Here is a 20580-nt window from a genome sequence, read left to right as displayed (position 1 = left end):
AGCATCATGCAGAATGAAAAACAGGCCGTGGCCAGAAACTCGATGATTGCCAGCGGGGTGCTGGCCACGGGCAAATTCGTCGCCGGCATTTTTACCGGCAGTATTGGCCTGATATCCGAAGGGATCCACTCTTTCACCGATTTTATCGCCACCAGCATCACCTGGCTGGCGGTGCGCATCAGCGATAAACCCGCCGATGACGATCACCACTTCGGCCACGGCAAAGTGGAAAACCTGGCGGCGCTGTTCGAAGTGCTGTTGTTGCTGGGCGCCGCCGGTTGGATTGTCTATGAGGCGGGCAGCAGCCTGCTCGGGCAACCGCATGAGATCGTCGCGGCGCCGGTGGTGATCGCGGTGTTGCTGATCTCCATCTGCGTCGATTTCTTCCGCGTGCGGGCGCTCAACCGCGTCGCCAAAGCCACCGACAGCGCGGCGCTGGAGGCGGATGCGCTGCATTTCTTCTCCGACATGCTTTCATCCGGCGTGGTGCTGCTGGGCATGGTGTTTGTGCTGCTAGGCTTTGGCCGTGCGGACGCCATCGCCGCGCTGATCGTCGCCGGTTTTATCTTTGTCGCCGCAATCAAGCTCGGTAAACGCTCCTTCGACTCGTTGATGGATACTGCGCCCGCCGGAGCCACCGAAGCGATTCGCGCCACGCTGGACAGCTTTCCGGCGGTGCTGGCCTGCGACAGCGTGCGCATTCGCAACGCCGGCGCCGTAATGTTTGTCGAGATCACGGTGGCGGTGTGCCGCACCTTGCCGCTGGAGCGCATCGATACGTTGAAGCGAGAAATCATCGAACGGTTGCGGGAGCAGTACGCCAGGGCGGAATTCACCGTCATCGCGGTGCCGCAGACCCGCAGCGACGAAGACATGGCGACGCGCATTCGGGCGATTGCCGCCAACCACGGCGCGCAGGTGCAGAATGTGACCTTGCAGCAGTTGCCGACGCGTATGGCGATCGGCATGGATTTGGCGGTGCCGGCCCACGTCAGCGTGGCGCAGGCGCATGACATCGCCACGGAAATAGAAGGGATCCTGCGCCAGGCGATCGGCGAAGACACTGAAATAGAGACGCACCTGGAGCCGCAGACGCCGCACTGGCTGACCAGCGAGGATGTCGATGCGGTGGAGCTGGCCGCTATTCGCCGCATCCTGCAATCGGCGCTGGAGCAGGGGGAGAATGTGCAAGACGTACACAACATCCGTGCGCGCAAGACCGACGGCGGCATCATCGTCAACTTCCACTGCCGCGTGTCGCCGGTGGTAACCATCGCCGCCGCGCACGATGCGGTCGATCGGGTCGAGCGGCGGCTGCGCGCGCTTTATCCGGCCATCACGCGCGCGATAGGGCACGTCGAGCCGATCAAGCCCGGCATTTGAATCAGCGCGGCCAACTGCGGATAGAGCACCGCGTTGGCCAGCAGCAGCGGGTTGCCGCGCCGCAGCCCGTTGTTGTGCATAAAGTCATTCGCCACGCCGCCGGCTTCGCGTGTCAGCACCAGTCCAGGCAGACTGTCCCAGGCATTCATGTGCGGTTCGTAATAGCCCAGCAGCCGTCCGGCGGCCACCTGGGCGGTCATCAACGCGCCGGAGCCGCTGCGCACAAACATTCCTCCCGCCTGCAGCAGGCGACAGAGAAAGCCGCTGAATTCCGCCGCCGAGGCGCGCGGTGATATCCCGACGCCCATCACGCCATCCGCAACGCTGCGCCCGGCATGCACGCCTATCGGTTCCCCGTTGAGGAAGGCGCCGCCGCCGCGGCAGGCGCGGAACATCTCGCGGTGGTTGGGATCGTAGACCACACCGATCGTCGGCTCGCCGTCGATCACCACGCCTATCGCGATACACCAGGTATGCAATCCGTTCAGGAAGCAGGCGGTGCCATCGATAGGATCGACGACCCAAACGCAGGCGGCGTGCTCGCCGCTGCTGCCGCTCTCTTCGCCGAGAAAGCCATCCTGGGGAAACCGGCGATTGATCATGCGGCGGATCAGCGCTTCGACGCGGCGGTCGGCTTCGCTGACCACGTCCTGCAGCCCCTGTTTAAAGTCGACCGCCAGGCTTTGCCGCCGTTGATAAAAGCTGAAAGCGAGATCGGCGGCGGCGCGGGCGATCTCACGCGCGAAGCGGTAGCGCGCCTCGATGTCCCGTGGGGAAAGTGAAGTCATGGCAGGCTCGATAGCAAAAAACGAATCAGCTTACCCTGCCATAAAAGGATGAAAGTAATGTGTCGCTCAGGGCGGCGGGGATGAAAAGCGCAGCTGCATCATGGCATCGGGGGCCGAAAGTGGTTGAGTCATGGCCCCGGCCGGTACTACCGAGCGCCAAAACGCCAGCCCGCGCGGATTATCCTGGCTGACCGACAGCGACCAACCGCCGGGATGCCGCGCGAACAAGGCGCGGGCAGCCCGTTGCCCCATCCCGTTGCGTCGCCATTCGGGCTTGATGTAGAACTCCGCCATTTCGACGGTGGCGCTATCCAGACGCCTGACCAACGCGAACCCGGCGGTTTGCCGATCGCTCAACATCAAATAGGGGTAGCGGCCGGCCTCGCGCCAGTAGAGCGGCAAATAGGGGTAATCCCCATCGACGCCCAGCTCGCGCAGGCAATCAGACAGCATGGCCGCCAGCAGCGGCCGCTGCGCGAGTGAGGCCTGCTCAAGGGAAAATGCCATGTCGCACTCCGTCAAAAAACAGGCCGCCGGAGGGCGGCCTGTCAAGGTTAGCCCAGATTCAACCGGGCGGTAATGTCGGCAATCTCGCGGCGCCAGCGCGCCTGAAGCTCCGGTTTCTGGTGCTTCGGCTTGCGCGCCAGGTCGTCCTCCAGTTTGTTTTCGAGGGCAAACAGGGCGGTCAGCAGCGCTTCTTCGCCTTCCAAGCGCTCGTCCGGCGTCGGGGCGTCTGCATCGGCCCTGTCCGCCGTCGGTAGCGCCGGTGCTTCGCCCGCCAGGCGCTGATACACCGGCGCCAGATCGTGCCACTCCTCCAGTTTTTGCTGGTCGATCAGCCAAAAGCGGTTGCAGCTCTGTTCGATCAGCATCCGGTCGTGGGTGACCAACATGATGGCGCCGGCGAACTGGCGCAGCGTTTCCGCCAGCTCTTCTTTGCCTGCCATGTCCAGGTGGTTGGTGGGCTCGTCCAGCAGCAGCAGCGAATGGTTGGCCAGCGTCAGACCGACGAACAGCAGCCGCGAACGCTCACCACCGCTCAGCGAACGGATCTGCTGATGGTGGCGCAGGTAAGGAAAACCGGCGCCGATCAGCGCCAGTTTCCGCTGTTCCTCGGTCAGCGGTGCAAACTGCGCCAACGCGTCGCTCAACGTGTCTTCATCGCGCAGCTGTTGCAGGCTCTGATCGTAATAGCCGATGCGCACGCGCGGATGGAACAGCGCCGGGCGCTCCGTTTGTTGCTGATACTCACGCCACAACAGGCGCAGCAGCGACGATTTACCGCAGCAGTTGCGCCCGACGATGGCGATGCGATCGCCGCTTTTCACGCGCAGATGTTCGAGGCTGAACAGCACCGGCGCATCCGGCGCCGGGCGCACCGCCCAGTGCGGCAGCGCCAGCAGGCGATCGGCATCCAGCGCTTCTCCCTGCAGCCGCAACCGCCACGGGCTGCCGGCGGTCAGGGTGGTCTGTTCTTCCTTCAACCGATCGACGCGCTTCTCCATTTGCTTGGCCTTGCGCGCCAGATCTTCGTTGTCGTAGACCTTGCCCCAGGTCGCCAGGCGTTTGGCGCTTTTTTCCACCCGGTCTATCTCTTTCTGCTCGGCGTAGCGCCGCTGTTCGTCCGCGGCGTCCTGTTCCGCCAGCGCGGTGCGCGCCGCAGAGCAGGGCAAACGGAAGAACTGCAGCGTTTTGTCGCGCAGGATCCAGGTGCAGTTAGTCACCTGATCGAGCAGGTAGCGATCGTGCGACACCAGCACGAAGCTGCCGGCCCAGCTGCGCAAGAACTGTTCCAGCCACAGCAGCGTGGGCAGGTCCAGGTGGTTGCTGGGTTCGTCGAGCAACAGCAGATCGGGTTGGCGGATCAACGCGCGCGCCAACAGCAGCCGCGTATGCTGGCCGCCGCTGAGGGTGCCGGCGGTCAACGTCCAGCTCGCCGGTTCAAACCCCAGCTCGGCCAGTAACGCTTCACAGCGCCAGCGTTCACTGAGGTGTTGGCCCGCAGGCAGCCGCGCCAGCACCGCATCCAGCAGGGTGCAGGCGTGCAGCTCCGGCGGCAGGTGCTGCTCGATGCGCGCCATCAGACATTGGTGTGACAATGTCACTGAACCGGTGTGCGCAGGTAGGTCGCCGCTGAGAATTTGCAGCAGGGTGCTTTTGCCGCAGCCGTTATCGCCGATCAAACCGATGCGATCGCCTTTTTTCAGGCTGAAGGATATCTCGCTCAGCAGGACGCCGAACGCGTTGCCGTAACCGACAGATTGTGCAGACAGTAATGTGCTCATTGCTTACTCAAGAGTTACAGGCATGACAATGCCTATCGTCAAACATCGCTGACGACAACCCGGTAAGCCGGAGGGAAGATCCTGGATTTTAGTAAGCTTCGCTCAAGCTGGGTTATCGCAGCACGATACCGGTAATGCTTGAGCGGCGACGATTACCAAAGAAGTGTGAGTGAAAAACCAATTCACACGTCAGCATAGTAAGTCTCCTTTTATTGGTTGCAGGTTAATCGGTGGCTGGAGTATAGAGCGCTTTATGCCGTATCGCCAGTGTAAAAGCGCCTGAATAATCAGCAGGCTAAGGCGAGCACGGGCGCGTGGCACACAATGGGAATAATTACTGTATTTCGGCCGACATTAAGCAGCTATTATAATTAGCGTTTATGGTTAAGCGACGGTTCATCCGCCGCCTTTTCGTCTGTCTATCAGATAATGATGCTGAGCACTGAATTTATGTTAAAGCCCCGTTCGTTCCTGCTGTTGTTGTTATTGCTGTTGGGTTTGCAGCTGACGCCGCTCGGCGCCGTCGCCGCCCCCCAGGATGATCCCACCGCCGAAAGCGCGCCCGATCCCGCTACGCAGCTGAAAGCCGCGCAAAAGCAGTTGGACAGCATGAAGCAGCTGGTTTCAAAGGCTACCACCGACACCCAGCTCAGCAAGCTGCGGCTGGCGACCGACGATCTGGTCGCCAGCATGGATAAATTGTCTGCCGATCTGCAGCCGCTGCAGGAAAAACTGCAGGCACAGCTGGATGTGCTGGGGCCGGCCCCGGCGGCCGGCGCGCTGCCGGAAACCCCGGCTGTCGCCCAGCAGCGTAATGCGCTGAACAGCAGCAAGAAGCAGCTGGACGATGCGGTAAAACGCGCGCAGGCCATCAAGACCAGCGCTTTCGACCTGGGGCAGCAGATCAGCGATCTGCGCCGGGTAGCGTTTAAAACCCAGCTGGCGCTGAACACCGGCAGCATTTTGGGCGTCAAATTCTGGACGCCGGTGGTGCAGCCGTCAGCGGATGACGTGCAGCGGCTGGACCAGTTCAACGCCGAGATGAAAGCGGCCTGGGACGCCAGTTGGCAGGACGAATGGCGTTACGGCACGCTGGCGTTGCTGGCGCTGGCGGTGATCGTCTGGTCCTGGGGGCGCTATTTGTCCGAGCGTTTCCTCGCCTGGGTCAGCATTCGCTTCCTGCCGGACGGGCGCCTGCGCCGCAGCTTTATGGCGATCATCACCGTGGCCGTGACGGTGTTCACTACCTCGATCGCGCTGAATTTGCTGTATTACGTTTTTATTCGCGTTCAGCCGCTGCCGGTGATGCTGGAAGACTTCGCCGAAGGCTTTAACCGTCTGGGGATTTTCTGCGCGCTGATCGCCGGGCTGGGGCGTGCGGCGCTGTCGCTGAATCGCCCGTCGTGGCGTTTGGCTTCGCTGGACAATGAAGTGGCCGCCGGGCTGCGTTACTTCTCGCCGCTGCTGGCCGGTCTGGCGCTGGCGTTCGGCACCGTTGAGCTGATCAACAACGTCGTCAGCGCCTCATTGGCCACCACCATCTTCGGCAACGGCCTGGTAGCGGGATTGATCGGCATGGTGCTGCTGGCGGCGCCGCTGCGCGGCCAGCGCATTCGTCGCCGTCTGGAGCAGCAGGGCGCGCACCTGGAAAAACGCACGCTGGTCGGCGGGCTGGTGCACATCGTCACCCTGGTGTGTTCGGTGGTGATCCTGCTTTCCTTGCTTGTGGGTTACATCGCCTTCGCCCGCTTCCTGACCTACCAGCTGATCTGGGTGGTGCTGGTGCTGATGGCGTTCTACTTCATGGTGTTGTTCGCCACTGACCTGTGCGCCGCGCTGTTTTCGCCGCAGACCGTCAGCGGCAAGATGCTGAAGAAAACGCTCAGCTTCAAGGATCGCCATCTGGAACAGGTGGCGATCATCACCACCGCGCTGGCCAAATGTTCGCTGTTGCTGTTGATGATCGTCGCGTTGTTCAACGGCTCGTTCGGCAGCACCACGCCAGGCTCGCTGATGGAGAAAATCGTCTCGATCCTGACCGGCGAAGGCTTGCAGCGTTTCAACATCGTGCCCGGCAACCTGCTCAACGCCGTGATCTGTCTGGCGATCGGTATCTACATTCTGCGCGCGGTGCGGCGCTGGCTGGGCTCTGAGCTGCTGCCGAAAACCATTTCGGACGTCGGCATCCGGGCCTCGCTGGTGACGCTGTTCAGCAATATCGGTTATGTGCTGGTGATTCTGATCACCCTGGCGGCGCTCGGCATCCAGTGGAGCAACCTGGCGTGGATCGTCAGCGCCTTGTCGGTCGGTATCGGTTTCGGTTTACAGGAGATCGTGAAGAACTTTATTTCCGGCCTGATCCTGCTAACCGAGCGCCCGGTGAAGGTCGGGGATATGATCGGCATCGGCGGCGTGGAAGGCGACGTGCGGCGCATCAACGTGCGCGCCACCGAAATCCAGCTCAGCGACCGCTCCACCATGATCGTACCGAACTCACAGCTGATCTCGCAGAACGTGCGCAACGCCACCATGGGCAACGCGCAAGGGGTAGTGACCATCGCGCTGACGTTCCCGACCTCGATCGATCCGGAGCAGGTGCGCAATATCTTGCTCAGCGCCTATAACGAGTACGAAACCATTCTGGAGACGCCGGCACCTTATGTGCGCTTTAGCCAGCTGGGGCCGGACGGTATTATCCTGAGCGTGACTGGCTACGTGCCGAGCCCGCGCATGGTCGGCGCCACCAAGAGCGAACTGCTGTTCAATATCCTCAAGCTGCTGCGCGCGCAGGAAGTGAGCCTGTCCAGCCCGCAAGAAGTGGTGTTTATGAAACAGCAGGCGACGCGGTATCAGGCCAACGAAGAGGAACACTCCTCCTAACCCAGCCCTGAGGCGGCGGGCCGTTAAGTGACGGCCCGCCGAACGTGGCTAGTACATCGACGGCTCCACCGATTGCGAGCAGTCGCTGTTGGCGCTGGATTTGGTGCAGGTGTAAGGTTCATTCGGCGATGCCGAAGGCGCATTCGATGGGCCGCCGCCTCCGCCGATACAACCGCTCAGCATCAGCATCAAAAACACGAGAATTATCTTCTTCATCTCACCGTCCTCCATTGCGATTCCTCCCTTAAGTATATGTCGGGAAAGCGAACGGCACCGCTCACCGGTGCAATCTATACTCCTTTGATAACGTTTCGGCGCACAACGGCGGCGAACGAGGAGGGAAAGATGCAAACCGACGACGATTTGACCCACTTTGCCGCGCAGGGTGCGCCGCCGTTGCCGCCCTTTACCAAGCAGGGTGATGTCGAACATGACGGCGCGCGCATCTGGTATGCGGCCTATGGCGCGGATCCGACGGTGATCCTGCTGCACGGCGGCCTAGGCCACAGCGGCAACTGGGGGTATCAGCTGCCGACGCTGCTGGCCGCCGGGTACGGCGTGCTGGTCATCGACAGCCGCGGGCACGGGCGCAGCACGCGCGACGCCCGGCCGTATCGTTACGATCGGATGGCCGATGATCTGTTGGCGGTGATGGATGCGTTGCGGATCCCGCACGCCGCGCTGGCGGGCTGGAGCGATGGCGCCTGTGTTGCGCTTATCGCTGCCCATCGGGCGCCGCAGCGGGTGGACGGCGTTTTTTTCTTCGGTTGCAATATGGACGCCAGCGGCGTTAAACCGCCCGCGTCCAACCCCATCGTGGAGCGCTGTTTTGCGCGTCATGCGCAGGACTATGCCGCCTTGTCGCCGACGCCGGAGGAGTTCGATGCGTTCGTCGCTGCCGTGAGCCTGATGATGAGCAGCCAGCCAGACTACCGCGTACAGGAATTGGCAGCCATTCGCGTGCCGGTGACGATCGTTCATAGCGAGCACGATGAGTTTATCCGCGTCGAGCATGCCGTCTACTTGAGCCGCAGCATCCCTGGCGCCCGTCTGGTGATGCTGCCGGGTGTCAGCCACTTCGCGCCGCTGCAGCGGCCGGCGGTGTTCAACCGCGCGCTGTTGGATTTTCTCGCCGATGTGATGTGTCGCAAGGCGTTTTGAGGGCCGCCGCAAAGAAAACGGGCGCCAAACGGCGCCCAAGGCGTGACAGGTTAGAAATCGACCGTTGCCTGCAGGCTCAGGCTGCGCGGCTCACCCTCAATCACGCGTAAATTACCGGCGCTGGAAGCATAGTATTCGCGGTTGAACAGGTTTTTCACATTCAGTTTCAGCTGAGTATGTTTCCCCAGCAGCTTGCTGTCCCAGGCGACAAAGGCATCCGCCACGGTATAGGCCGGCATGGTGAAACTGTTCTCCGGATCGCCGGCGCGGCGACCGACGTAGCGCGCGCCGCCGCCAATGCGCACCTCGCCGGGCACCACCGGCAGCGTCATGCGACGGCTGAGGTACAGGCCGCCCATGTTGGTCGGGGCGTTGACCAGCCGATTGCCGACGTTGGTCGGATTGAGGTTGTCTTCGACGATCTCGGTTTTGTCGTAGCTGTAGTTGGCGGTGAGATCCCAGTTGGGCGCCACTTCGCCGTTCAACTCCAATTCCGCACCGGTGGAGCGCGCTTTGGGAATGCTGCGGGTCACGCCGTTGATAAAGATCGACATATTGCTTTCATCGATGCGATAGAGCGCCAGCGTGGCGTCGAACGCCGGAGTGATCTGCCATTTTCCGCCTACCTCATAGGTGGTGCCGGTTTCCGGCGTGGCGACGTCGCCATTGTCGTCGATGGCGGTGGACGGCGTGAACGAACGGCTGTAATTGCCGTATAGCGACAGGCTCGGCGTCAGCTTATACACCAACCCCGCCTGCGGCAAAAACTGGTCGTCTTTGTCATTGAGCGTATTTTTCGGTTTCTGGAAACCGTTGCTGTTGTTCTGGTAATACGACTGATAGCGCGCGCCCAGCACCGCGATCCATTGATCGGTGAGATGAATGCTGTCCTTGGCGTACAGGGAACGGCTGAACAGCGTGGCGCGCAGGTTGCTTGACGCGTCACTGTAAGTGGTGCTGTCGGTGACCGGCGTTTCGCCATACACCGGATCGTACATGTTGAAGGTCTTCGAGACCTTGCCGCGGTAGGAATAGGCCTTGTAGGTCTGATTTTTCTCGTAGTCCACGCCCAGCAGCAGGTCGTGCTGCATGCCGAACAGCTGCGGCGAACCGGTCAGATCCCAGGAGTAATAGTGGGTTTGATGATTGAAACCGCGATTGGCGTCGGCGCGGCGCGAGACGATGCCGGTCGTGGTGTCGACCGCGGTGGCGCGCACTTCGTTGCTGTCGTAACGGCGTTGCAGCCAGGCGTAGTTGAAGCGGGTCGTCCAGATCGGATCCAGCGCGTACTCATAATGGGCGTTCAGACGTTTGTTCTTGCCCCAGGCATGGTTCGCGTAGTCATCCAAGCGGCGGTCATAGGGCACATCGACCGGTTTGCCGTCGATAAATGCGGTGCCGCGATCGTAAGGAATGTCGTACTTGTATTCGCTGTAGGCGATGTTAAAGGAAGCCTGGTCGCCGAACCAACTGAGCGAGGGGGCGATCAGCGTGTGTTCGTCGCTGCCGAAATTGCGCCAGTAATCTGCGTGCTGGCGTTCGGCGATCAGGCGAAAGGCGAAGCCGCCGCCCAGCGGGCCGGTCACATCGACGCTGCCGCTGCCGCCGCCAACACTGTTGGTGGCGCCGCTGATGCGGGTGTTCCAGTCATATTGCGGTTTTTTGCTGATCAGATTGATGACGCCGCCGGGGCTGAGGATGCCATACAGCAGCGAAGCGGAACCTTTCAGGACCTCAACGCGATCGGTGGTGGCGTCCATGCTCAACCCCTGGTTGCTGCGCACGCCGTCGATGAAGACCGAGCCGTCGGAGTTAACCCCGAACCCGCGTTTGACGAAGCCATCCTCCGTGCCGCCGAGCGTGTTGCCCTGGGTGACGCCGCTGACGAACTTCATCGCGTCATTGACGCTTTTGACCTGGAAGTCGTCAATGACCTGAGAGGTGACGACGCTGACCGATTGCGGTACCTCGGCGATCGGCGCGGCGGTCTTGCCGGCGGTCGAGGCGGTGTCGGCGCTATAGCTGCCAGAAGGCTGGGCCGCGGCGGTCACCGTAATGGATTCCTCCGTTTTTGCGCCGGGTGCGGCGGCGATCGTCAGGGCGGGGAACAGGCCGGCGAACAGGGGCAGCGAGCGAAAAACGTGATTTTTTTTGTTTTTGTTGGGGTGGCGAAGAACTGACTGGCGCATATAATTCCGTAAAAAATAATAAATAGTAACGATTATCATTATAATTATCATTTATCCGTTTTGAATAGTGGGGAATGCCTGTATCCCTTCACTGCGCGATTTAATTTTGTCTTTACGGTAAAAGGTGGCGATTTTGCCGGTAAAAAATCGGCTGGGTGGCAATAACGATCGTAGTGACGGGAGGGGCGCGGCAGTTTGTTCGCCGGAAGGGGGATTCCTGTCAATATATTGATACACAAATATATTTTCCCTTGATGAATAAACAGGTGTCCGGGCAGGCAAAACTGGCAATAATAGGCGGGTCGGCCGTTTATCTTCGCCTCATCGCCGACGGTTGTGACGCGAACAGACTGTCACTTTATGCTAGCGGAAGTCTCTGGATCCAAGATGCAAACCACCTCGTTGTCCGATACCCGGAAAATCTGGCCCGCGCTCATCATTTTTTTGCTGGTGTTCACCCTGTGTCTGCTGGGCATCGTGAGTCGCCCCGGCAGCTTTCTGGCGATATTCTGGCCGGTGAACGCCGTACTGCTGGCCGTTTTGGTGCGGCGGCCACAGTGGGCTACGCGGGCCGGCTGGGGCATGGCGGTGCTGGGCTATCTGGCGGCGGATCTGTTGACCGGCAGTTCGCTGCAAAAGACGCTGCTGCTGAACGTCGCCAATCTGACCGGCGTCGTGGTGGGGTATCTGTTGTTCATGCGGCTGTCGCCGCCGGCGCGCACGTTGCAGCGCGGCACGTCCAGCATGTACCTGTTCGGTATCTGCCTGGCTGCCGCCGCCGCGACCGGCGCGGTGGGCGCCGCAACTTCGCAGTGGCTGTTCGGCAGACCGTATCTGACCTCGCTGGCGCTGTGGTTCTCGTCCGAATTCACCAACTACGTCACGCTGATGCCGTTTATTCTGGCGTTTCCCGCCGATTGGCGACGTCGCCTTGCGGCGGCCGGCGCCCTGTTCACCCAGCGCAGCCACTGGCCGCGGGCGGGGCGAAAACTCACGGTATTGGCGCTGCTGTTACTGGCGGCGGTGTGTAGCGTGCTGATCGGCGGCCCCGGGGCGGTGATCTTTCCCATGCCGGTGCTGCTGTGGCTTGCGATGTCCTTCTCATTGTTCTGCACCATGATTGCGGTGCTGATTTATGTGCTGTGGTGCCATCTGGCGATCGATTTCGGGTTGCTTAGCACGACGCTCGACATGAAGGTGTTGCAAAACGCGGTATCGATGCGTTTGGGCATCGCGCTGCTGGCGCTGGGGCCCATCGCCGTGGCCAGCATGAACTATGCGCGCAATGCGCTGCTGCGCACGCTGGAGCACGTGGCGAATCACGATGCGTTAACGCACGTGCTGACGCGCAATGCGTTTATGCAGCGCGGCGAACGGTTGATAGACCAAAAGGGCGAGCTGGTGTGCGTCATGATGCTCGATATCGACTATTTCAAATCGATTAATGACCGTTTTGGCCATGCCGGCGGCGATCAGGCACTGATGGCCTTTACCCGCGCGATCGCCGCCGATCTGAGCGTCGGTGACCTGTTCGGCCGCATGGGGGGCGAAGAGTTCGCCATCGTTTCGACGCTCGGCCAGCCGCAGCAAGGATGGCAATTGGCCGAACGCCTGCGGCAACGCATCGAAACGGAGTCTATCCTCATGCCGGCCGGGCATCCGCTGCAGATCACCGTCAGCATCGGCATGGTGACCTGCCCGGGCGGCGCCGGCCAAAGCCTGGCGGATCTGCTGAAGCTGGCGGATCTGGCGGTGTACAAAGCGAAAAACGCCGGCCGTAACCGGGTTGCCACACCGGAATCGTCTCCGCCGGCTGCTCATGGCCGCTGAACTTCCGATCCGCGCTCTGCCCCGGCCGTCTAAACTGGTAGGGGGCGCGGGCATTTCCGCCTGCGCCGAACCGACTGTCCTTAATCAGACAAGAGGATGCCAGAATGAAATACGTAGACGGGTTTGTGGTGGCGGTACCGGCCGCCAATAAGGAGGCCTATCACCGGTTGGCGGCCGCAGCGGCGCCGCTGTTCAAAGAGTTTGGCGCCACGCGCATCGTGGAATGTTGGGGCGATGACGTGCCCGACGGCAAACTTACCGACTTTCGCGGCGCGGTGAAAGCCCAGGAAGACGAAGTGGTGGTGTTCAGTTGGATAGAGTACCCCTCCAAGGCGGTACGTGACGCCGCCAACGAAAAAATGATGAACGACCCGCGCATGAAAGCGCTGGGCGAGATGCCGTTCGACGGCAAACGCATGATCTTCGGCGGTTTCGCGCCGATCCTCGATGCGTAAAGGAGGCACAGATGGCCAGAATTACGCAACATCTGTGGTTTGAAAAAGACATGGAAGCGGCGCTGAATTGCTATGTCGCGTTGATCCCCGGTTCGTCCGTGAACTGGTTTTCCGAGCTGCCGGCGGATACGCCGAGCGGCCCGGCCGGCAGCGTGAAGCTGGCTTCCTTCACGTTGGGCGACCAGCGCTATGCGGCGATCGAAGCCGGGCCGTTGGATCCGTTCAATCACAGCTTCTCCGTGATGGTGGAATGTGACGATCAGGCGGAGGTCGACAGGCTGTGGGGTGCGTTGAGCGAGGGCGGCGAGGCGGAGCAGTGCGGCTGGCTGCGCGATCGCTGGGGGCTTTGCTGGCAGATTGTGCCGCGGCGTCTGACCGAGTTGATGAACGATCCCGACGCCGCCCGCGTGCGGCGTGTCACGGAAGCGATGCTGTTGATGGGCAAAATCGACATCGCCGGGTTGGAAGCGGCGGCGCACGAGTAGCGCAACGCTCACTGAGGGAGAGAACGGATGCACCGAGAACGGCACAGTATTGAACGCATCGGCTGGCTGCGGGCGGCGGTGCTCGGCGCCAACGACGGCATCGTTTCAACGGCCAGCCTGCTGCTGGGCGTCGCGGCGGCCAGCGCCTCGCATTCCGCGCTGATGATCGCCGGCGTCGCCGGGTGGGTGGCCGGCGCAATGTCGATGGCCACCGGCGAGTATGTGTCGGTCTCGTCGCAGGCGGATACCGAAAAGGCCGCGCTGGCGGAGGAACAGGCGGAACTGCTTGAAGACTACCCGGGGGAGTTTCGCGAACTGACGTCAATCTACGTGCATCGCGGTCTGGATCCGGCGTTGGCCCGGCAGGTGGCGGAAAAGCTGATGGCGCATGATGCGCTGGAGGCCCACGCGCGCGACGAGCTGGGCATTTCCTCTGCCACCCGCGCCCGGCCGCTGCAGGCCGCGTTGGCGTCGGCCCTGAGTTTCTCTCTCGGCGCGCTGTTGCCGCTGCTGTTGGCGCTGTGGGTACCGGTCGCCTGGACGCGGCCGGCGCTGGTGGCGTCGGCGCTGATTTCCCTCGGCGTTCTCGGCGGCATCGCCGCGAAAACCGGCGGGGCGCCGATCTTGCCGGGCGTGGCGCGCATCCTCATCTGGAGCGCACTGGCGATGGCGGTTTCTTCCGGCGTCGGCCTGCTGTTTGGCGTGACGGCCGGCTAACGTCGCACTTGCATCAATCTATTGCACCTCAAGCTCAGAATTTATCATTTGTCAGCCGCCGGCGTTCGCGGCAAGGTGACGGCAACGCCAACCTCAGTCAGGGACACTTATGCAGAAATCACAGATCCTATCGTGGGTCGCCCAGCATCCGCTGTTGCAACGCATGGTCGCGCTAGAGCCAATCACCTGGTTCAATCCACGCGCGACAACGTTGGCCGCAGGGCTGCCCCACGTCGGGTTGACTGCCGCCGACGTCGCCGACGCGGAGCAGCGCCTGGCGCGCTTCGCGCCTTATCTCGCCGCGGCCTTCCCGGAAACCCAACCCACAAAGGGGATCATCGAGTCCGAGCTGGTGGCGCTCCCCGCCATGCAGCTCGCGTTGGATCGGCGCTATGGGCAGACGTTGGGCGGACGCCTGCTGTTGAAAAAGGACAGCCATCTGCCGATTTCCGGCTCGATCAAGGCGCGCGGCGGCATCTATGAGGTGCTGACGCACGCGGAAAAGCTGGCGCTGGAGGCGGGGCTGCTGCACACCGGCGACGACTACGCCCGGCTGTTTTCCGACGAGTTCCGTCAATTCTTCAGCCAGTACCGCATCGCCGTCGGATCGACCGGCAATCTGGGATTATCCATCGGCATCATCAGCGCCCGGTTGGGGTTTGACGTCAGCGTGCACATGTCGGCGGATGCACGGGCGTGGAAGAAGCAAAAACTGCGCGATAACGGCGTCACGGTGGTGGAGTACGCCGAAGATTACGGCGTGGCGGTCGAGCAGGGGCGCAAACAGGCGGCAAACGATCCGCGCTGTTTCTTTATCGATGATGAAAACTCGCAAACTCTGTTCCTCGGCTACGCGGTGGCCGGCGGCCGCCTGAAGCGGCAGTTCGCCGAACAGGGTATCGTGGTGGACGCGCAGCATCCGCTGTTCGTGTATCTGCCGTGCGGCGTTGGCGGCGGGCCGGGCGGTGTGGCGTTTGGCCTCAAGCTGGCGTTCGGCGATCACGTTCACTGCATTTTCGCCGAGCCGACCCATTCGCCCTGCATGCTGCTCGGCGTCTACAGCGGGCTGCATGACGGCATTGCGGTGCAAGATCTCGGCATCGATAACCGCACCGCGGCGGACGGGCTGGCGGTGGGGCGCGCCTCCGGCTTTGTCGGCCGGGCGATGGAACGTCTGCTGAACGCGTTTTACACTCTCAGCGATGAAGAGATGTTTGCGCTGCTCGGGTTGTTGGACCGGTACGAGCATATCCAACTGGAACCGTCCGCGTTGGCGGGCATGGCCGGACCGTGGCGCGTTGCCGCCCATGCGAAGGCGCTCAGCGAGCAAGGCATCAGCGCCGAGCACCTGGCGCAGGCGACGCATCTGGTGTGGGCGACCGGCGGCGGCATGGTGCCGTCGGCGGAAATGGCGAAGTACCTCGCCGCCGGGCAGGCGGCGGAGTAAGGCACAGTAAAAAGGGGCGAAAATCGCCCCTGATTGTCTGTCGTGCGGTTACAGCTGTTCGCCGTTGCTGGCGATCACCTGGCGGTACCAGTCGAAGCTTTTCTTGCGCGAACGTTCGAGCGTGCCGGTGCCGTCGTCGTGTTTGTCGACGTAGATGAACCCGTAGCGTTTGCTGTACTCACCGGTGGTGAACGACACGCAGTCGATGCAGCCCCACGGCGTGTAGCCGATCAGATCTACACCGTCTTCAATCACCGCTTTCTTCATCTCTTCGATATGGGCGCGCAGATAGTCGATGCGATAGTCATCGTTGATCTGGCCGTCCGCCTCCACCTTGTCGAAGGCGCCGAAGCCGTTTTCCACGATAAACAGCGGCTTCTGGTAACGTTCATACAGCACGTTCAGCGAATAGCGCAGCCCGACCGGATCGATCTGCCAGCCCCAGTCGGAGGCCTTGACGTGCGGGTTCGGCACGTTGCCCGGGAAGCCGAACATGCCGTCGCTGCCGTCCACCGCGTTGGCCTGCAGCGCATTGCTCATGTAGTAGCTGAAACCGATGTAGTCGGTGCAGCCCTCGCGCAGGATCTGCGCGTCCTGCAGCTGCATCTCGATCTTCAGCCCTTTGCGTTCCCAATCGCGCAGCAGGTAGCTTGGGTAGTAGCCGCGCATCTGCACGTCGGTATACAGATAGCGCTGGTGCATCGCTTCCACGGCGTACATCACGTCGTCCGGTTTACAGGAATAAGGATAGAACGGCACGCAGGCCAGCATGCAGCCGATTTTGAATTCCGGGTTGATCTGATGGCCGAGTTTGACCACCTGCGCGCTGGCGACGAACTGGTGGTGCAACACCTGGTACAGCGCCTGTTCCGGGTTGTCTTCCTGGGTGTAATCCACGCCGGAACAGCAGTAGCCGAACAGCGGGTAGCGGTAGTTGCTCTGGTTGTTGATCTCGTTGAAGGTCATCCAGTACTTCACTTTTTCGCGGTAGCGACGCATCACCACCTCGCTAAAGCGCACGAAGAACTCCACCACCCGGCGATTTTTCCAGCCGCCGTAAGCTTTCACCAAATGGTAAGGCATTTCGAAGTGGGACAGGGTGATCACCGGCTGAATACCGTATTTCAGCAGTTCGTCGAACAGGTCGTCGTAAAACTGCAGGCCGGCCTCGTTCGGCGTCGCTTCGTCGCCGTTCGGGAAAATGCGCGTCCAGGCGATCGAGGTGCGAAAACACTTGAAGCCCATCTCGGCGAACAGTGCCACGTCCTGCTTGTAGCGGCCGTAGAAGTCCACCGCTTCGTGGTTGGGGTAACGATAGCCGTCGAGCACGCCGTCGGTCATCACGCGATCCACGCCGTGCGAGCCGCCGGACAGCACGTCGGCGATGCTGGGCCCTTTGCCGCCCCGATCCCAACCGCCTTCAACCTGGTGCGCGGCGACCGCGCCCCCCCACAGAAAATCCTTCGGCAACTGTTTCATCGTCAATGTCTCATCGGTTTATTTAATGAAGGGTAATAACGCTGCGTTGAGAACAGAGTAGCAAGACCGAAAGAAATGTCACGATATAACAAATCACCGTGAAAAGTGATTTGTCACAATAAAAAAACAGCCTGTTTTATTTTTCCGAATTAATATGCCCGAGCCGTTTGCCGATGGTTTCAATAATGTAAAGTACGGGGATCTGCGTGGTAATATTGTGATGCCCGCCGATCAAATGCTGCGGAACGTGGTAGGAGAGGTTGAAGTCCGCCAGCCGCGCCAGCGAAGAGGTTTCGTTGTTGGTGATGCTGATGATCTTGCAGTGGTGCAGGCTGAACTGGCTGGCCAAACGCAGGATCTCTTCGGTCTCACCAGAAACCGACAGCATGATCGCCACCGCGTTTTTATACATATCGCTGTTGACGGGATAATAAGGATCGTCGATATGGGTGCTGAATTTCCCGACGTTGGAAAAGAAACGCGCGCCATATTTCCCCAATGCGCCCGACGTACTGATGCCGACGAAAATAATTCGCTCGGCGGCGGCGATATGTTGCACCGCCTGATCGATCAGCTGATTAAATTCTTCGTTGCTGACGCTTTTAAAAAAGCTGAGGATTTCGCCGATGCCAGAATCGACCGGTGGCGCATCGGTTTGTTCCAGATACAGCTTGAAACGGATGCGAAATTCCGAATAGCCGTCACAGCCCATTTTCTTGCAAAACCGCAGCACGGTGGTGGTGGAGACGCCGGCGGCCTCGGCCAGCTCGCGGATGGTCATGTACATCACTTGATTCTTGTGTTTGCTGACGTAGGTATAAACCATCAGCTCCAGGGCGTTGAGCTCGGCGATTGCTTTATGGGTAAACATGAGTCGGTCCGGCGGCTGAAAACGGGAAGCTTATCTGCGGGTTAACATAGCAAAATTCCCCGCCGCTGGCACTGCCGGGCAAAAAGAAAAGCCGCACCAGTCAGGCGCGGCCCAGGGTTCACGACGAACAAATTAAAGCAAAACGTTCCGGAAGACATGCCATGAAAACGCGTTTCATCACACAGGGTTAGCATAGGTCAGCTTATTCCGGTGGCAAAATGCCGGTTTCTGCTTTCTAAAGCCAAAGCGCGGCAAAGGCTATGGCGTCTCGGGTTTATCTTCGGACCAGCGGGCGGCGTTGACGTCCACCTTAACCGGCAGCAGCCCGATGGCGGTGAATTTATCCGCCAACTGCTGTTGCTGCCTGAACACCTCCGGCGACATGCGCTGGCTGCCGAACGGCATGCGGGCGATGGCTCTGGCCCAAATGGCCTGATCCAGGCCGGTGCTCTGAGCGAGGATCGCCGCCGCTTCCTGCGGATGGCCGTTGGCCCAGTCGCTCAGCACGCCGAGCTGTTGAATCACCTGCTTGGCGCTGTCCGGGTAGGTTTCGGCAAAGCGGCGGCTGGCGAGATAGAAGGTGTAGTGCGGCACGAGGCCTTCCGCGTCTTTCAGCCGACGGGCGTTGGCATGGGTTTCCACCTCGGCGTAGTAGGGATCCCAAATCACCCAGGCGTCGACGCTGCCGCGCTGGAAGGCGGCGCGGGCATCGCTCGGCGGCAGATAGACCGGCGTGATGTCCTTGTAGCTCAAGCCGGCCTGTTCCAGCGCGCTCACCAGCAGGTAATTGACGTCAGACCCTTTGTTCAACGCCACGCGTTTGCCTTTCAGATCGGCCACGGAGCGGATCGGCGAATCCTGCGGCACCACGATGGCTTCGGTTTTCGGGCTGGGCGGCGAATGCGCCAAATAAACCAGATCGGCCTTGGCGGCTTGCGCGAAGGCCGGCGGGGCGTCGCCGGTCGCCGCCAGATCGATGCTGCCGACGTTCAACCCTTCCAACATCTGTGGGCCGGCGGGGAATTCTATCCAGCGAACCTTGATACCCTGCGGCTCCAGGGTTTTTTCCAGCGTACCGCGGTATTTCAGCAGCGCAAAAATGTTGGCTTTTTGGTAACCGATGGTGATTTGCTGCAGTTTCTCCTGCGCGCCGGCCGGCAGGCTAAACAGGCCGAGCAGCAGGGCGGCGATCAGCGGCGTTGTGAGTTTTCTCATCATGATCTTCCGATAGGCGAAGTGAACGGTAGCGATGACGCGCTGGGCGTAACGCCATGAAACGGCATTTAAATTTTCCTGCGGCGGGATAAGGGCGATGATAATGAGCGGCGCAGTGGCGTGTAAAGCGCCCGCTTATGCTGAATAATGCCTTGCTTAGCCATAAATGAGCTTAATCGGGAGAGGGTGAGCTCGACGCTACGCCGCGTCACGCTCACGCGAACGCGCCAGCAACAGCGGAACCAACAGATACAGGGCGGCGGCCAACGCCCAGACCAGGCCGGGCCAGACATCGCGCGTGGCGGCGTACAGCGCCGTCGCGACCAGCGGCCCCGCGACGCCGATCAGGCTGCCCATGCTGGCCAGCGTCCCTTGCAGCTCGCCCTGATGATCGTCGTCCACCTTGTGCGCCATCAACGCCTGCAGCGCCGGCAGCGCCATACCGCCCGCGGCGAAGAACGGCAGCAGCGCAAAGGGCGCCCAGCCGCGGGTGGCGATCGATAACAGCACCAGACCCAGCGCGTCGGCCGCCAGGCCGATCAGCAGTGCCTTGCGCTCGCCGAGCCGTGCGACCAGCGGGCCGATGGCGAAGGCCTGCGACAGCGCGTGGCAGGCGCCGTAACCGGCCAGCGACAGGCCCGCCACCATCATGCTCCAGCCGAAACGATCCTGACCGTATAAAATCCACAGCGTGGCCGGCGCCTGTGAAACCAGCGCCATGATCAGGTAAATACCGGCCAGCGGCAGCAGGCCCGGTTTGCCGTGCAGCCGACGCAATGACGAAAATGGATTAAGGCGGATTTTCTCGGCGGCGCGGGCGCGGGGTTTACGCGATTCCGGCAGCAGGAAAAACGCCATGATCAGGTTGAGGGCATTCATCGCCGCCGCCGCCAGGAAGGGGGCATGCAGATGCCATTCGCCCAGCGATCCACCGAGCAGCGGACCGACGATAAAACCGACGCCGAACACCGCGCCCACCAGGCCAAAACGCCGCGCGCGCTGGCCGGCGGGGGTAATATCGGTGACGTAAGCGGTGGCGACCGCCATGTTGGCGCCGGTGATGCCCGCCAGCAACCGGCCCAGATAGAGCCAGGCCAGCGTCGGCGCGAACGCCATCAGCAGATAGTCGGCCGCCGCGCCGGCGAGCGAAATCAACAGCACCGGACGCCGGCCGAAACGATCGCTCAGTGCGCCGAGGATCGGTGAAAACAGGAATTGCATCAACGCATACGCCGCCAGCAGCGCGCCGTAATGCACGCTGCCGGCGTCGAGGCCGCCCAGTGAGCGCAACAGCGCCGGCAGGATAGGCATGATCAGGCCGATGCCTACCGCATCCAGCAATACCGTCAACAAAATAACCAGCATAGGTTTTTTCAAAATTGCGACTCTAACAGT

General features: G+C 61.3%; 17 protein-coding genes. 8 read left to right on the top strand and 9 right to left on the bottom strand.

Features of this window, described 5'->3' with window-relative positions:
* Positions 1-6 precede the first annotated feature (6 nt).
* Complete coding sequence (locus tag GUC32_RS12425; protein WP_060433122.1) at positions 7-1383, top strand: cation diffusion facilitator family transporter; 1377 nt, start codon at positions 7-9, stop codon at positions 1381-1383.
* Here GUC32_RS12425 and GUC32_RS12420 read toward each other — a convergent pair.
* The 3 genes from GUC32_RS12420 to GUC32_RS12410 form a co-directional block, all read right to left on the bottom strand.
* Positions 1326-2171 carry an inositol monophosphatase family protein gene (locus GUC32_RS12420; RefSeq protein ID WP_147823833.1) on the bottom strand — a complete coding sequence of 282 codons (846 nt, stop codon included), beginning with the start codon at positions 2169-2171 and terminating at the stop codon, positions 1326-1328. The two genes, GUC32_RS12425 and GUC32_RS12420, sit on opposite strands and share 58 nt — an antisense overlap.
* Before the next feature lie 66 nt (positions 2172-2237).
* Complete coding sequence (locus tag GUC32_RS12415; RefSeq protein WP_197834160.1) at positions 2238-2678, bottom strand: GNAT family N-acetyltransferase; 441 nt, start codon at positions 2676-2678, stop codon at positions 2238-2240.
* Between the two features lie 47 nt (positions 2679-2725).
* Complete coding sequence (locus GUC32_RS12410; RefSeq protein WP_369435241.1) at positions 2726-4456, bottom strand: ABC-F family ATP-binding cassette domain-containing protein; 1731 nt, start codon at positions 4454-4456, stop codon at positions 2726-2728.
* 450 nt (positions 4457-4906) lie between these two features.
* Here GUC32_RS12410 and GUC32_RS12405 point away from each other — a divergent pair, with 450 nt between their 5' ends.
* Positions 4907-7336, top strand: coding sequence for a DUF3772 domain-containing protein (locus GUC32_RS12405; protein WP_065424061.1), 2430 nt, complete (start codon positions 4907-4909; stop codon positions 7334-7336).
* Between the two features lie 48 nt (positions 7337-7384).
* On the opposite strand, the gene GUC32_RS12400 is transcribed toward GUC32_RS12405, so the two are convergent.
* The gene (locus GUC32_RS12400; protein ID WP_025302909.1) at positions 7385-7567 is read right to left on the bottom strand and encodes a hypothetical protein; all 183 of its coding nucleotides are present in this window, start codon (positions 7565-7567) and stop codon (positions 7385-7387) included.
* 114 nt (positions 7568-7681) lie between these two features.
* Here GUC32_RS12400 and GUC32_RS12395 point away from each other — a divergent pair, with 114 nt between their 5' ends.
* Positions 7682-8497, top strand: coding sequence for an alpha/beta fold hydrolase (locus GUC32_RS12395; RefSeq protein WP_149570001.1), 816 nt, complete (start codon positions 7682-7684; stop codon positions 8495-8497).
* 50 nt (positions 8498-8547) lie between these two features.
* Here GUC32_RS12395 and GUC32_RS12390 read toward each other — a convergent pair whose 3' ends face one another.
* Positions 8548-10686: a TonB-dependent siderophore receptor gene (locus tag GUC32_RS12390; protein ID WP_369435240.1), complete on the bottom strand. Its 2139-nt coding sequence runs from the start codon at positions 10684-10686 to the stop codon at positions 8548-8550.
* A 387-nt stretch (positions 10687-11073) separates the two neighbouring features.
* Here GUC32_RS12390 and GUC32_RS12385 point away from each other — a divergent pair, with 387 nt between their 5' ends.
* The 5 genes from GUC32_RS12385 (at position 11074) to GUC32_RS12365 (ending at position 15620) form a co-directional block, all read left to right on the top strand.
* Positions 11074-12516: a diguanylate cyclase gene (locus tag GUC32_RS12385; RefSeq protein WP_049295670.1), complete on the top strand. Its 1443-nt coding sequence runs from the start codon at positions 11074-11076 to the stop codon at positions 12514-12516.
* Positions 12517-12620: 104 nt separating this feature from the next.
* Positions 12621-12971 carry a DUF1428 domain-containing protein gene (locus tag GUC32_RS12380; protein WP_025302905.1) on the top strand — a complete coding sequence of 117 codons (351 nt, stop codon included), beginning with the start codon at positions 12621-12623 and terminating at the stop codon, positions 12969-12971.
* Between the two features lie 11 nt (positions 12972-12982).
* On the top strand, positions 12983-13456 hold the full coding sequence (locus GUC32_RS12375; RefSeq protein ID WP_142590350.1) for a VOC family protein: 474 nt from the start codon (positions 12983-12985) through the stop codon (positions 13454-13456).
* A 27-nt stretch (positions 13457-13483) separates the two neighbouring features.
* Positions 13484-14173 (top strand): VIT family protein, encoded by a 690-nt coding sequence (locus GUC32_RS12370; protein WP_369435239.1) that lies wholly within the window; start codon positions 13484-13486, stop codon positions 14171-14173.
* Positions 14174-14282: 109 nt separating this feature from the next.
* Complete coding sequence (locus GUC32_RS12365; protein ID WP_369435238.1) at positions 14283-15620, top strand: D-serine ammonia-lyase; 1338 nt, start codon at positions 14283-14285, stop codon at positions 15618-15620.
* 48 nt (positions 15621-15668) lie between these two features.
* Here GUC32_RS12365 and GUC32_RS12360 read toward each other — a convergent pair whose 3' ends face one another.
* From GUC32_RS12360 to tet(41), 4 genes are all read right to left on the bottom strand, one after another.
* Positions 15669-17105: a 6-phospho-beta-glucosidase gene (locus GUC32_RS12360; RefSeq protein WP_142590352.1), complete on the bottom strand. Its 1437-nt coding sequence runs from the start codon at positions 17103-17105 to the stop codon at positions 15669-15671.
* A 130-nt stretch (positions 17106-17235) separates the two neighbouring features.
* A complete protein-coding gene (locus GUC32_RS12355) occupies positions 17236-17970 on the bottom strand; it encodes a MurR/RpiR family transcriptional regulator (protein WP_025302900.1) in 735 nt (244 codons plus the stop codon).
* A gap of 258 nt (positions 17971-18228) precedes the next feature.
* The gene (locus GUC32_RS12350; protein WP_089195904.1) at positions 18229-19185 is read right to left on the bottom strand and encodes a sulfonate ABC transporter substrate-binding protein; all 957 of its coding nucleotides are present in this window, start codon (positions 19183-19185) and stop codon (positions 18229-18231) included.
* 198 nt (positions 19186-19383) lie between these two features.
* On the bottom strand, positions 19384-20550 hold the full coding sequence (gene tet(41) / locus GUC32_RS12345) for a tetracycline efflux MFS transporter Tet(41) (RefSeq protein ID WP_038630269.1): 1167 nt from the start codon (positions 20548-20550) through the stop codon (positions 19384-19386).
* Between the last annotated feature and the right edge of the window lie 30 nt (positions 20551-20580).

The sequence above is a fragment of the Serratia sp. NGAS9 genome (assembly GCF_009905295.1).
In the GTDB taxonomy this organism is placed as follows: Bacteria; Pseudomonadota; Gammaproteobacteria; order Enterobacterales; family Enterobacteriaceae; genus Serratia; species Serratia bockelmannii.
The sequence above is the reverse complement of the archived record's forward strand: the minus strand, read 5'-3'. Positions and strand labels throughout refer to the sequence as shown.

What these genes read in the sequence shown, in the direction of transcription:
- GUC32_RS12425 (WP_060433122.1), top strand. Translation starts at nt 7, where the DNA reads ATGCAGAATGAAAAACAGGCCGTGGCCAGAAACTCGATGATTGCCAGC.
- GUC32_RS12420 (WP_147823833.1), bottom strand. Translation starts at nt 2,171, where the DNA reads ATGACTTCACTTTCCCCACGGGACATCGAGGCGCGCTACCGCTTCGCG.
- GUC32_RS12415 (WP_197834160.1), bottom strand. Translation starts at nt 2,678, where the DNA reads ATGGCATTTTCCCTTGAGCAGGCCTCACTCGCGCAGCGGCCGCTGCTG.
- GUC32_RS12410 (WP_369435241.1), bottom strand. Translation starts at nt 4,456, where the DNA reads ATGAGCACATTACTGTCTGCACAATCTGTCGGTTACGGCAACGCGTTC.
- GUC32_RS12405 (WP_065424061.1), top strand. Translation starts at nt 4,907, where the DNA reads ATGTTAAAGCCCCGTTCGTTCCTGCTGTTGTTGTTATTGCTGTTGGGT.
- GUC32_RS12400 (WP_025302909.1), bottom strand. Translation starts at nt 7,567, where the DNA reads ATGGAGGACGGTGAGATGAAGAAGATAATTCTCGTGTTTTTGATGCTG.
- GUC32_RS12395 (WP_149570001.1), top strand. Translation starts at nt 7,682, where the DNA reads ATGCAAACCGACGACGATTTGACCCACTTTGCCGCGCAGGGTGCGCCG.
- GUC32_RS12390 (WP_369435240.1), bottom strand. Translation starts at nt 10,686, where the DNA reads ATGCGCCAGTCAGTTCTTCGCCACCCCAACAAAAACAAAAAAAATCAC.
- GUC32_RS12385 (WP_049295670.1), top strand. Translation starts at nt 11,074, where the DNA reads ATGCAAACCACCTCGTTGTCCGATACCCGGAAAATCTGGCCCGCGCTC.
- GUC32_RS12380 (WP_025302905.1), top strand. Translation starts at nt 12,621, where the DNA reads ATGAAATACGTAGACGGGTTTGTGGTGGCGGTACCGGCCGCCAATAAG.
- GUC32_RS12375 (WP_142590350.1), top strand. Translation starts at nt 12,983, where the DNA reads ATGGCCAGAATTACGCAACATCTGTGGTTTGAAAAAGACATGGAAGCG.
- GUC32_RS12370 (WP_369435239.1), top strand. Translation starts at nt 13,484, where the DNA reads ATGCACCGAGAACGGCACAGTATTGAACGCATCGGCTGGCTGCGGGCG.
- GUC32_RS12365 (WP_369435238.1), top strand. Translation starts at nt 14,283, where the DNA reads ATGCAGAAATCACAGATCCTATCGTGGGTCGCCCAGCATCCGCTGTTG.
- GUC32_RS12355 (WP_025302900.1), bottom strand. Translation starts at nt 17,970, where the DNA reads ATGTTTACCCATAAAGCAATCGCCGAGCTCAACGCCCTGGAGCTGATG.
- GUC32_RS12350 (WP_089195904.1), bottom strand. Translation starts at nt 19,185, where the DNA reads ATGAGAAAACTCACAACGCCGCTGATCGCCGCCCTGCTGCTCGGCCTG.